The 12,336-nt window shown below is 64.6% G+C and carries 11 protein-coding genes; 4 read left to right on the top strand and 7 right to left on the bottom strand.

The features are described 5' to 3' along the window. Positions 1-62: 62 nt before the first annotated feature. Together V1479_RS18775 and V1479_RS18770 are read left to right on the top strand one after the other, a co-directional pair. Positions 63-1,247, top strand: a complete 1,185-nt coding sequence (locus tag V1479_RS18775) for a putative 2-aminoethylphosphonate ABC transporter ATP-binding protein (RefSeq protein WP_368804285.1) — start codon at positions 63-65, stop codon at positions 1,245-1,247. A gap of 1 nt (position 1,248) precedes the next feature. After that, on the top strand, positions 1,249-3,264 hold the full coding sequence (locus tag V1479_RS18770) for a putative 2-aminoethylphosphonate ABC transporter permease subunit (RefSeq protein WP_368804284.1): 2,016 nt from the start codon (positions 1,249-1,251) through the stop codon (positions 3,262-3,264). A gap of 84 nt (positions 3,265-3,348) precedes the next feature. On the opposite strand, the gene V1479_RS18765 is transcribed toward V1479_RS18770, so the two are convergent. The 7 genes from V1479_RS18765 to V1479_RS18735 all read right to left on the bottom strand — a co-directional run bounded on the left by V1479_RS18765 (position 3,349) and on the right by V1479_RS18735 (position 10,358). Continuing rightward, positions 3,349-4,284 (bottom strand): sugar ABC transporter substrate-binding protein, encoded by a 936-nt coding sequence (locus V1479_RS18765; RefSeq protein WP_368804283.1) that lies wholly within the window; start codon positions 4,282-4,284, stop codon positions 3,349-3,351. Between the two features lie 27 nt (positions 4,285-4,311). Further along, a complete protein-coding gene (locus tag V1479_RS18760; RefSeq protein WP_368804282.1) occupies positions 4,312-5,274 on the bottom strand; it encodes an ABC transporter permease in 963 nt (320 codons plus the stop codon). Next, a complete protein-coding gene (locus V1479_RS18755; protein WP_368804281.1) occupies positions 5,274-6,272 on the bottom strand; it encodes an ABC transporter permease in 999 nt (332 codons plus the stop codon). Before V1479_RS18755 ends, V1479_RS18760 begins: the two co-directional genes overlap by 1 nt. Further along, positions 6,269-7,768, bottom strand: a complete 1,500-nt coding sequence (locus V1479_RS18750) for a sugar ABC transporter ATP-binding protein (protein WP_368804280.1) — start codon at positions 7,766-7,768, stop codon at positions 6,269-6,271. The genes V1479_RS18755 and V1479_RS18750 overlap by 4 nt, the downstream gene beginning before the upstream one ends. Before the next feature lie 113 nt (positions 7,769-7,881). Then, positions 7,882-8,733 carry an amidohydrolase family protein gene (locus tag V1479_RS18745; protein WP_368804279.1) on the bottom strand — a complete coding sequence of 284 codons (852 nt, stop codon included), beginning with the start codon at positions 8,731-8,733 and terminating at the stop codon, positions 7,882-7,884. A gap of 9 nt (positions 8,734-8,742) precedes the next feature. Continuing rightward, the gene (locus V1479_RS18740; RefSeq protein ID WP_368804278.1) at positions 8,743-9,588 is read right to left on the bottom strand and encodes a fumarylacetoacetate hydrolase family protein; all 846 of its coding nucleotides are present in this window, start codon (positions 9,586-9,588) and stop codon (positions 8,743-8,745) included. 23 nt (positions 9,589-9,611) lie between these two features. Further along, positions 9,612-10,358, bottom strand: a complete 747-nt coding sequence (locus V1479_RS18735; RefSeq protein WP_368804277.1) for an SDR family NAD(P)-dependent oxidoreductase — start codon at positions 10,356-10,358, stop codon at positions 9,612-9,614. A 220-nt stretch (positions 10,359-10,578) separates the two neighbouring features. Between V1479_RS18735 and V1479_RS18730 the strand changes: the two genes are divergently transcribed. Both V1479_RS18730 and V1479_RS18725 read left to right on the top strand, forming a co-directional pair. Beyond that, a complete protein-coding gene (locus V1479_RS18730; RefSeq protein ID WP_368804579.1) occupies positions 10,579-11,271 on the top strand; it encodes a GntR family transcriptional regulator in 693 nt (230 codons plus the stop codon). 36 nt (positions 11,272-11,307) lie between these two features. Further along, positions 11,308-12,330, top strand: a complete 1,023-nt coding sequence (locus V1479_RS18725; RefSeq protein ID WP_368804276.1) for an aldo/keto reductase — start codon at positions 11,308-11,310, stop codon at positions 12,328-12,330. Positions 12,331-12,336 lie beyond the last annotated feature (6 nt).

Here is a 12,336-nt window from a genome sequence, read left to right as displayed (position 1 = left end):
ACAAGGCCGGGTGGAGCGATGATCGCGCCCGGCCTTTTTCATGCCAAACAAAAGGTCGTGCGATGAAACACGAGACCATTCCCGGCGCGACCAGCGCTGCGGTACGCTCGCGGCTATCCGCGGAAGGGACCGAACCGGTGAAATCGCCTTATCTGCAGATCGAGAACCTCTGGAAGACCTTTGGCGACTTTGCCGCGCTCAAGGGCATCTCGCTGTCGATCCAGGAAGGTGAGTTCGTCTGCTTCCTCGGCCCCTCCGGATGCGGCAAGACAACCTTGCTGCGCGCCGTGGCCGGTCTCGACCTTCAGACCCGCGGCACCGTCCATCAGGGCGGCAAGGACATATCGGTGCTTCCCCCATCCCAGCGCGACTACGGCATCGTTTTCCAGTCCTACGCGCTGTTTCCCAACCTCACGATCGAAAAGAACGTCGCCTTCGGCCTTGAGAACACCCGGCGTTCGAAAGCCGAAATCGCGCAGCGGGTCGCCGAACTTCTCGACCTCGTCGGCCTTGCCAGCCAGGCCAGGAAATATCCTGCCCAGCTTTCCGGAGGCCAGCAGCAGCGCATCGCGCTGGCCCGCGCCATGGCCATCTCTCCCGGCCTGCTGCTGCTCGACGAGCCGCTTTCGGCGCTCGACGCCAAGGTGCGTGTCCACCTCCGCCACGAGATCAAGAACCTGCAGCGCAAGCTGGGCGTGACCACCATCATGGTCACACACGACCAGGAAGAGGCCCTCGCCATGGCTGACCGCATCGTGGTCATGAACCACGGTGTGATCGAGCAGGTCGGAACGCCGACTGAGGTCTATCGCGAACCGGCAAGCCTCTTCGTCGCCGACTTCATCGGCGAAACCAATCAGTTTCCCGCCAAGGTGCTGGCCGACGGCAGGGTTTCGCTCACCGGCACCGAGCTCGCCTGCGCGCCGCACGATTGCGCTGCCGGCACGCCGGTCACCGCCGTGATCCGTCCGGTCGACGTCATTCCTCACAGCGACGGCGCCCGCTCACCCGGCGCGCCGGATGTGGTGGCCACGCGTGAAAACCTGATAGAGGTTGACGTGCGCGAGATGGAATTCCTGGGCGGCTTCTGGCGCACCCGCCTTGCCTCGCCCCGCTTTGGCGACGGCCTGCTGGTCGCCGATTTCTCCATCAATGCCGTGCGCAGGCTCGACATCGCCGAGGGCAGCGCCATGAGCGTCGAACTCCCGCGCGACCGGGTGCTCGTCTTTCCCGAGAGGGCCGCCTGACATGACCGCCGCAACGCTCGAAATCCCCAGGGGCCGCGCGTTGCGGACCAGGGTCTCCGGCGACGATCTCGTCAAGCGCGGCTTGATGGTGGTCATCTCGCTCTATCTGCTGGTGGCGCTTGCCGCCCCGCTCTACGTCCTGCTGTCAAAGTCCGTCTCGACCTACGAGTTCGACCTGACCGCCTTCGAGCTCCAGCGCAGCGACGAAAGCGCCACGACCTGGAGCGAGCCGACGACTGTAGCCGCGCTCAATGAGGAAGTCGGCGGCGTCATCACGCCGGACCAGTTGAACACCGGCTCGGACGGTCGCCTGTCGCTGACCGCGCTCTATCCCGACTTCAGTTTCCGCAGTCCGGTCATGTACCGCATCCGCGGCACGAGCGACGACGCGGCCTATCTGGTGGGCTCGGAGCTGCATCGCGGTACCGAATGGCTGGAACTCGATTCCAACACCTTCCGCCGGGTGGTGATCCGCCCCTCGGCATCGCTCGGGCTCGACAACTTCGTCGCCTATTTCTCGACCCCGGCGCTCGCCCAATCCATCGCCAATTCGGTACTGATGGGTGTCATCAGTACCGTGCTGGTGATCAGCATCGCCTTCGGCCTCGCCTACGCGCTCAACCGAAGCTGCATGCCGTTCAAGGGGTTTTTCAGGCTCGTCACCACCATCCCCATTCTCGTGCCGTCGCTGCTGCCGGGCATCGCGCTCGTCTATCTCTTCGGCAATCAGGGTCTGTTGAAGGGTCTCATGATGGGCCATTCCATCTACGGCCCGATCGGCATCGTCATCGGTTCGGTGTTCTTTACCCTACCCCATGCGCTGCTCATCATCTCGACCGCGCTCTCGGTGGCAGACCAGCGCCACTACGAGGCCGCGCAGTCCCTCAGGTCGAGCCCGTGGCGCACCTTCTGGACCGTCACGGTGCCGGGCGCGCGCTACGGCATCATCTCCGCCGCCTTCGTCGTGTTCACGCTCGTCATCACCGATTTCGGCCTGCCGAAGGTGATAGGCGGCCAGTACAATGTGCTTGCCGTCGACATCTACAAGCAGGTCATCGGCCAGCAGAATTTCGAGATGGGCGCCGTGGTGGCGGTGCTGCTGCTGGTGCCGGCCGTCGCCGCCTTCTTCGTCGACAGCGCCATCCGCAAGCGACAGGTGGCATTGCTGTCTGCGCGTTCGGTGCCCTATCAGCCCAAGCCCGATCGCGGTTTCGATACGGCCTGTTTCGGCTATTGCTCAGCCGTCGCCCTATTCATCCTGATGATGATCGGCGTCTGCCAGTTTGCAGCGACAGTGAAATTCTGGCCCTACGACCTGACACCCAGCCTCAACAACTTCCGCTTCGACCTGATGGATGGCGGCGGCTGGGGCGCTTATTACAACTCGATCGTGATGGCGCTGCTCACCGCCGTCTTCGGCACGATCATCGTCTTCGTCGGCGCCTACATGGTGGAAAAGACCGATGGCTTCGCGGCCGGCCGCACACTCTTCCAGTTCCTTGCCATGCTGCCGATGGCCGTGCCGGGCATGGTCCTCGGCCTCTCCTACATCTTCTTCTTCAACAATCCGGCAAACCCGTTCAACGCGATCTACGGAACGATGGCGATCCTGGTGGTCTCCACCGTCACCCACTTCTACACCGTCTCGCATCTCACGGCGCTGACTGCGCTCAACCAGATGGACCGCGAGTTCGAGCCGGTCGCAGCCTCGCTCAAGCAGCCGTTCCACCGCCTGTTCTTCCGGGTGACGGTGCCGGTTTCCCTCCCCGCCATCCTCGACATATCGATTTACCTGTTCGTCAACGCGATGACGACGGTGTCGGCGGTGGTGTTCCTCTATTCCACGCAGACGCAGCTCGCCTCGGTGGCCGTGCTTAACATGGACGATGCCGGCGACATCGCGCCCGCGGCTGCCATGGGCATGATGATCTTCTACACCAATGTCGCCGCGCGGCTGCTGCATGGGCTCGTATCGCGGCTGCTGCTGAAGCGCTCGCAAGCCTGGCGGCAGCGGTAGCGCCTCGTCGGCCAAGCTCTACTGCAGATAGAGAAAGGGCCCGCACAAGGCGGGCCCTCTGCATATCGGACGGTGCCGCTTGGATCAGAACGCCGGTTCGACGCTATCGACATTCGCCTTCGTCACGACCGTGAGCGGGATCGGCAGACGGGCGCCGACTTCCTTGCCGTCGAGGATCTCGGCCATGGTCTCGATGGCGAGCTTGCCGTCTTCCACCGGCGACTGCACGATCGTCGAATACATCTCACCCGACTTGATCGACTCGAAGGCGTCCTTCTGGCCGTTGATGCCGACGATCGGCGGCGTCGGCTCGCCGGGCTTGGCTTCCTTCCACGCGTCGATGAAGCCGCGCGCCATCGTGTCGTCGTTTGCATAGACGCCGTCGATGCCGTCGCCGAAGCGGGTGATGAGGTCGCGGCTGACGACGAGCGCCTTCTGCTGGTCGAAATCGGCGTTCACCGTGTCGAGAACCTCGAGCTTGCTGCCGATCTCGGCAAGGCGATCCACGAAGCCGCCGACGCGGCCGATGGTCGTGCCATTGCCGGCCTGCCCGGCGATCACGACGACGGAGCCTTCGCCGCCCAGCGCGTCATTAAGCGAATCCGCGGCCATCTCGCCTTCCTCGTAGACATCAGGTCCGGTGAAAGACTTGATGAACTGGTTGGCCTGCTCGTCCATCGGCGAGTTGATGAGGATCGACGGGATTTCGGCCTGCTGCGCCCGCGCGAGGCCGGGAATGTAGGCCTGCGGGTCAAGCGGCCACAGGATGATGCCGTCGGCGTTGCGCGCGATGCAGGTGTTGAGCTGCTCGGTGCCGGTCTGCACGTCGAAGTTCTGGCTGAGCGTGATCACCTCAATGCCGAGTTCCTTGGCGCGCGCCTCCAGCGCCTCGTTGGCCGGCGTGGCATAGGCATGCGCGTCGGCAGCGGTGACGTAGCAAACGGTCTTGGCTTCCGCCCAACCCACTGAGGCAAGCAGCGCCAGCGCGCTGACAATCATTCCGGTTTTCGTCTTGGTCATGGTTTCCTCCTTAAAATCTCAAGATTTTCAGCCCGATGCGACTGCCGCCGCATGTGTGCGCGGGCCAGGCCGCACCGTACGGTCGAGAACGACAAGCAGAATGAGGATGAGGCCGGCGACGACCTGCTGGATGTAGGCGGGCACCGACTGGAACTCCATCGCCGTGGTCAGCGCCGCGATCGTCAGCACACCGCCCAGCGTGCCGAGCGCCGAGCCACGCCCGCCCTCGATGCGCGTGCCGCCGACCACCACCGCCGCGATCACCGTGACGATCAGCTCTGCACCGAAGACGGGCGAGCCGGTATTGGTGGTCAGGCTCTGGAGAACGCCGGCCACACCCGCCAGCGTTCCGGCAAAGACGAAGGCGAGGAACACGGTCCGGCCGGGCGCAATGCCGCTTGCCTCGGCTGCGTCGGCATTGGAGCCGACCGCGAAAAGGTTGCGCCCCGCCACGGTGCGCGTCAGCCAGAAGTGCAGCAGCAGGATCGAGCCGACGAACAGCGCGCTGCGCAGAGTGAATATTTCGAAATAGATCTTCGACAGCGCCAGCGACAGCATGATGTCTGTGCCCGGAACCGGCTGGCTGTCGGTCAGCCAATGTGCGACCGACCGGAAGATCAGCATCGTTGCAAGCGTGGCGACCAGCGCGTTGACCTTGAAGACGACCGAGAGCAGCCCGTTGAAGGCGCCAGCGGCCGCACCCGCAAGCACGCCGGCAAGTGCGGCGGGCCAGATGCCGATGGCCGGTTGCAGCATAACGGCCGTGATGCCCGCCAGCGCGAAGGTCGAGCCGACCGAAAGATCGATCTGGCGGGCGATGAGCAGCACCGTCATGCCGATCGCGATGATGCCGATGGCGGCGCTGCGGTCGAGCCCCAGGCTCAGCGTCGTGACGCTCAGGAATCCCGGAACCGTCAGCGACGCGACCAGCAGCGTCAGCCCAAGAATGACGGCGACACGGTAGCGGACGAGCCGTGCGATCGGAGTCATCAAGCCCCTCCCCGCCTGCGAAGCGCGACATCCAGCGCGACGGCGCCGGCGATCAGCAATCCGAGCACGAAGCCCTGCACCGGTGTTCGCACGCCCTGGAGCACCATCACATTGGTCAGCAGCTGCACGAACACCAGCCCGGCAATCGCGCGCGGCACCGAGCCGAAGCCGCCCATGATCGAGATACCACCGACGACGACGGCCGTGATGGCGCTGAACTCGTAGCCCGTGCCCACCAGCGGCCGCGCACTTTGAAGGGTCAGCCCCAGCAGTGCGCCGCTCAAGCCCGAGCACAGCGCGGTAATCACGAATGCGCCTGCCTTGACCGCCCGCACCGGCACCGCGCTCGCCTCGGCGGCGCTGTAGTTGCCGCCCGTGGCCACCGTCCATCGGCCCCAATAGGAGCGCGACAGCACGAAGTGGCCGACAATCGCCACGGCGAGAAAAATCAGCACGATTGCAGGTATGCCGAACACGCGGCTTTTCACCAGCGCGGCCGTGTCCGGGTTCGTGCCATAGACGATAACGCCGCCCACCGCTGCCTGCACGATGCCGAGCACGATCGTGCCCACGCCGAGCGTCGCGATGATCGGGTTGATGCCGATATAGCCAATCAGCAGACCGCTCATCAGCCCGCAGAAACCGGCCAGCGCGATCGCCGCCGCGAAGGCCGGTACCGGGCCGATGACGGGTTGCAGGGCAAGCGACAGGATGGCCCCGCACGCGATCGTCGCCGGCACCGACAGATCGGCGAGCCCGCCCACCACAAGCACGAAGGTCATGCCCACGACGACAATGCCGACAATCGCCATGGAGGTCAGTACATTGACGAAATTGCCTGCCGTGAAGAAGACCGGGCTGGCCAGCGAGCCGTAGATCAGCACCGCCAGGATCGCGATCGCAAGCCCGCCACGGGACAGGAGATCGACCAGAGGGCTTCCGCCCCGAAAACGTTCGTTCGTTGTGTCTTGCTGCATCTGTATCGGGACGTCCGTCACGCTGCCTCCTCCCCGGTGGCAAGCGCCATGATCCTCTCCTCGCTCAGGGCCGCGCGCTCGACGGGTGCGGCAGCATGGCCGTCGCGCATCACCACGACGCGGTCGCACACGCCGAGAACCTCGGGCAGTTCCGACGAAATCATCACCACCGCCATGCCGCCGGCGACGAGTTCGCCGATGATGCGGTGGATTTCGGCCTTCGCGCCCACGTCGACGCCGCGCGTCGGCTCATCGAGGATGAGCACCGAAGGGCTGGCGGACAGCCATTTGGAAATGACGGCCTTCTGCTGGTTGCCGCCCGAAAGAAGGCTGACGCGCCGTTCCGGGTCCGGCGGCACGATGGAGAATTCCTTCGTGTATCGGTCGGCCAGCTTGCGGTCGGCGCTCATGCTCACACGGCCAAAGCGGGAAAGCTTGCGCAGCACCGGCAGGCTGATGTTCTCGCGCACGCTGAGTGAAGGAACGATGCCGTCGTCCTTGCGGTCTTCCGGTACATAGGCGATGCCCGCGCGCATGGCAGCCGCCGGCGACTTGATCGTCACAGCCTTGCCGCCGATCTCGATCCGCCCCTCGGTGGCACGTGCCAGGCCGAAGATGGCCCTTGCCAGCTCCGTGCGCCCTGCCCCGACAAGCCCGGTAAGCCCGAGGATTTCGCCCGACCGCACCTCGAAGCTCACATCGCGAAAATTGTAGCCGTCGCCGAGGCCGATCACCTTCAGCACCGGCGCGCCGATGTCCGACGGCGTCTTCGGGAAGACGTTGGTAACTTCGCGCCCGACCATCAGCCGGATCATCTCCGCAGCCGTGATCCCGTCGGCCGGCCGCGTGTCGATCATGCTCCCGTCGCGCAGGATCGTCACGTCGTCGGCGATCTCCAGCACTTCCTTGAGGCGATGGCTGATATAGATGATGGCAATGCCTTCCTGCTTCATCTTGCGCAGGATGCGGAAAAGCGCTGCCGTCTCGTGCTCGCTCAGACTCGAGGTCGGCTCGTCGAGAACGATGATGCGCGGCTTGGCGGCATAGGCCTTGGCGATCTCGACAAGCTGTTGCTGGCTGATCGAAAGATCGCCGAGCCGCGCTTTGGGATCGATCGCCGCGCCAAGTTCGTTCAGGATGAATTCGGTGTCGCGCACCATGGCCGCCTTGTCCGCAAGGCCCCACTTTCGTGGCATGCGCCCGAGATAGACGTTTTCGGCAACGGTTAGGTCGGGAACAAGATTGAGTTCCTGATGCACCATACGGACGCCGAGCTTCTGGGCGTCGGCGGGCTTGCGCATGCGCACTTCGACACCGGCGATCTCCGTCGTGCCGGTCGTGGGCAGGTAGGTACCGCTTAACACCTTCATCAGCGTCGACTTGCCGGCGCCGTTTTCGCCGACGATCGCATGCACGCGACCGAACTCGACCGTCAGATTGACGTTCGAAAGCGCCTTCACGCCCGGAAAAGTCTTGCTGATCCCCCGCATGCGGAGGGCTGTTGCCGCAGCCGACATACCCTTCCTCCCGATCGCGCGCCCCTGCCCTTCGTTCCGGTATCGGATGCGCATTGTTCTATTACACTAATATAATACCCTGCGCAAGCAAGCGCCCGGGCTTTCTTCCCGCCTTAGATTGAAAGACCGTAGAAGCGTACGGCATTCAGGCCGTAGACCGCGCCCCGTTCGGCTTCGCTCAGTCGACCGTCGAGGATCGCGCGCAGCGCCTGCAGGGCCTCGGCATAACTCCCCGCCTGAAGGCACACCGGCCAGTCGCTCCCGAACATCAGCCGATCGGAGCCGAACAGCCCGGCGACATGATCGACATAGGGCTTGAGGTCTGCCGGCTTCCAGGCCCGGTGATTGGCCTCTGTAATCATTCCAGAAAGCTTGCAAAACACATTTGGAAATGCAGCGACGGCGGCCATATCCTCGGCCCAGCCACCGAACGCGCCGGATGCGATATCCGGCTTCGCGATATGGTCGATGACAGCCTTCAGGCCCGGCACCGCCTCCAGCGCGCGAGCGACATGCGGCAGATGCCGGGGATGAACGAGTATATCGAACGCGATGCCACGTTCCGCCAGCAGCTTCAGATTAGCGAGCACTGCGGGTCGCAGGATGTAGGCATCGTCGTCAAGGTCCTGCAGCATCGGGCGCAGGCCGACGAATTTGGGCTGCCGCGCAAGTGCGTCGAGCTTTGCGCCGAAGCCGCCATCCTCCATGTCGAGCCAGCCGACGACGCCGGCGACGAACGGCGTTCGCTCCGCCAGCTCAAGCAGGAACGCGGTCTCCGACTCGGTCTGTGCGGCCTGCACCACGACGGTCGCGTCTACGCCGGCCCTGCACAGCAGCGGCGCGAGATCGTCCGGCATGTAGTCGCGATAGAGCGGCTCGCCCATCTCGGGCGACATCCAGTGATAGTCGCCGCGCCCGACCTGCCAGAAATGATGATGGGCATCGATAACGGGAGCGGCGGCCATCTGCGCCTCCTACGCGTCCGCGCGGAATGTCTGCGTCTGGGTTCCGAGGCCCTCGATGCCGAGTTCGACGACATCGCCGTCCCTGAGATAGCGCGGCGGCTTCATGCCCATGCCGACGCCGGGCGGCGTGCCGGTCGAGATGATGTCGCCGGGCAGCAGCGACATGAACTGCGACAGGTAGGAGACCAGGTGCGCGACGCCATAGACCATCGTCTTCGTCGAGCCGTCCTGCATCGTCTCGCCGTTCACCTTCAGCCACATGCCGAGGTTCTGCGGGTCGGACACCGCGTCGCGCGTCACCAGCCAGGGGCCGATCGGACCGAACGTGTCGCAGCTCTTGCCCTTCGTCCACTGGCCCTGCCGCTCGGTCTGGAACGCACGCTCGGACACGTCGTGGGCGACGCAATAGCCGGCGACGTAATCCATCGCCTCGGCTTCCGAGACGTATTTCGCGGGCTTGCCGATCACCACGCCGAGCTCGACCTCCCAGTCGGTCTTTTCCGAACCGCGCGGGATCAGGACGTCATCGTCGGGACCGACGATCGCCGAGGTCGCCTTCATGAAGATCACCGGCTCGGGCGGCACCGCCATGCCGGACTCCGCGGCATGGTCGGCATAGTTGAGGCCGATGCAGATGAATTTGCCGACGCCGGCAACGCAGGGTCCGATGCGCGGATTGCCGGCAACGAGCGGCAGGCTCTTGGGATCGGTCTGCGACAGCGCCTTCAGCGCATCGGGATGCAGATGCTCGCCCGCCACGTCGGCGATCACGCCGGAAAGATCGCGGATCGCGCCATCGGCATCGATCAGGCCCGGCTTCTCCGCGCCGGGCTCGCCAAAACGAACAAGCTTCATGATGAGTCTCCCGAATGAAACGATCAGTAGGTGGCGCGGCCGCCGGAAAGGTCGAAAACCGAGGCGGTGGTGAAGCTGTTTTCCTTCGTCACCAGCCAGGCGACCATGTTCGCCGCCTCGTCCACCTCGAGGAACCGCGCACGCGGAATCTTTGACAGCATGTAGTCGATATGCTCCTGCTTCATCTGGTCGAAGATCGGCGTGCGGGCGGCCGCAGGCGTGATGCAGTTCACCGCGATGTCGAAGCCGGCCAGCTCCTTTCCGAGCGATTTCGTCAGGCCGATCACCGCCGCCTTCGAAGCCGAATACGCCGAGGCATTGGGGTTGCCCTCCTTGCCGGCGATGGAAGCCACATTGACGATGCGGCCATAGTTCTGCGCCTTCATCGACGGCACCACGGCCCGGTTAACGTAGAACGTGCCGTTGAGGTTGATGTCGATCACACGCCGCCACTCGTCCAGCGGATATTCGTCGAGCGTATGGTTCGGGCCGGCAATGCCGGCGGAATTGACGAGGATCGACACCGGCCCAAGCCGCTTTTCCGTCTCCTTGTGGGCGGCAACGACGGCATCGGCGTCGGTGATGTCGACAACCACCGTCTCGACGCCCGCACCGAGTTCGGCCTTCGCCGCAGCCAGCCGCTCGCCGCCGATGTCCCACAGGCAAACCTTCGCACCGGAGGCTAGGATACGCTTGGCAAAGGCAAAACCCAGCCCCTGAGCGCCACCTGTAATGACGGCGACCTGGCCTTCAAGATCCAACTTGTTCATTGCCCGAACCTCCCGAATCGTCGTGTCGTGTGCCTCGCCCAGCCTGTCCTGCGCAGCGGCTTTTCCCGCATTGCTCTTGCATATTACACTAGTATAATGCAAGCCTTGAAACGCCACGTAATGGCCTCGTGCAGGCCGGTTACCGCCATCGTGGCGGAAAACATGTCGTGAGGACGGGACCATAGTTTCGAAATCGCCTGACCAGCCAACCGAAGACCGGCTGTCCGCATTCCTCGGCGGCGTTGCGCTCAACAGGGCGATACCGCTGCGCGACCAGGTCTATTCGCTGGTCCGCAAGGCCATCGTTACCGGCAAGCTGGCACCCGGCGCGCCCATCAACGAAATCGACATCGCGACCCGGCTGGGCATCTCGCGCACCCCCGTGCGCGAGGCGGTCAAGAAGGTCAGCGACGAGGGCCTCGTCGAGGTCTTCGCGCAGCACGGTACCTTTGTCGCCGACATCCGGCGCGAACAGGTCGAAGAGGCCTACATCATCCGCATCGCGCTGGAGCTGGAAAGCATCAGGCGCGCGGCGGAGCGCATAACGCCGTCCCACGTGCAGGACCTCGAGGACATCGTCAACGCGCACGAGACAGCGGTGAAGCGCTCGCGCTACGACGAGGCGATTGCCCGCGACGACGACTTCCACCGCTACATCGCCGAGGTCAACGGCCTGCACATGCTGTGGAAGGTGGTCGACATCTCCAAGGCGCAGATGGATCGATGCCGCCTGCTGACGCTGCCGAGCCCCGGCGCGGGCCAGGAGACGATCGCCCAGCACCGCGCGATCCTCGAAGCGCTGGCGCAACGCGATCAGGACGCGTCGATGCGGGCCTTGAAGACCCATCTCCAGACGTCGCTCGACAATACGCTCGCCTATCTCGACGCAACGATCGGCGAGCGCGCATCCTGACCTGAGCGGCGCGGAAAAGAACAAACGACTGGAGGAATGCAGGTGAAGGTTTCGCAACGCAGGGCCGTCGGGCGGGCAGGCTTGGAACTGACGGCGCTGGGACTGGGCTGCGCCGCGTTCGGCGGGCTCTACCGGCCGATCGCCGCCACCGACGCGCTGGCTGCGCTGCGCACGGCGTGGCAGGCAGGCATCCGCCATTTCGACGCCGCGCCCATGTACGGGCTCGGCCGCGCGGAACATCTCCTCGGACACTTCCTGCGCGAGGAAAGCGGCAATGTCGACGAGGCCGTCATCAGCACCAAAGTCGGGCGGTTGATGGCCCTGCCCCGCCCCGGGCGAGAGCTACCGCCGGAGCCGCCGAAGAACCCGTTCGATTCCGGCTGGAACAACGGCCTCGGGTTCCGCGAGGTCTTCGACTACAGCTATGACGGCCTGATGCGCAGCTTCGACGACAGCCAGCAGCGCCTCGGTCTACCCGGCATCGATCTTCTTTTCGTGCACGACATCGGCCGCGTCACCCATGGCGAGCGGCACGACAGGACGTGGAAGGATCTCACCGGCGGCGGCTTCCGGGCGCTTGTCGAACTGCGCGACGCGGGCCTCATCAAGGGCTTCGGCCTCGGGGTCAACGAGACGCAGGCGATAGACGAGGCGATGAACGAGACCGACCTCGACTGCTGCCTTCTTGCCGGGCGCTACACCCTGCTCGACCGGTCCGGCGATGAACTTCTGGCCAAGGCCCGGTCTCGCAATGTCTCGATAGTGGCAGGTGGGGTCTACAATTCCGGCATCCTCGCCGCGCGCAACGCCGCCGACCGAAAGTTCGACTACCGCGATGCGCCCGCAGAGATCGTGGAGCGTGTCGACCGTCTCGCCGCAATCTGTGCGCGGTTCGACGTGCCGTTGGGTGCGGCCGCCGTCCAGTTCCCGATGCGTAATGAAGCGATCACGTCGGTGCTGGTCGGCGCCAGAAGCGTCGACGATGTCACGACCAGCATCGACTGGTTCGAGCGCGAGATACCGGACGCGCTGTGGAGCGAGCTCGACGCGGCCGCCTGATACGGC

It is taken from the genome of Neoaquamicrobium sediminum (assembly GCF_040970315.1).
In the GTDB taxonomy this organism is placed as follows: domain Bacteria; phylum Pseudomonadota; class Alphaproteobacteria; order Rhizobiales; family Rhizobiaceae; genus Aerobium; species Aerobium sediminum.
The sequence above is the reverse complement of the archived record's forward strand: the minus strand, read 5'-3'. Positions and strand labels throughout refer to the sequence as shown.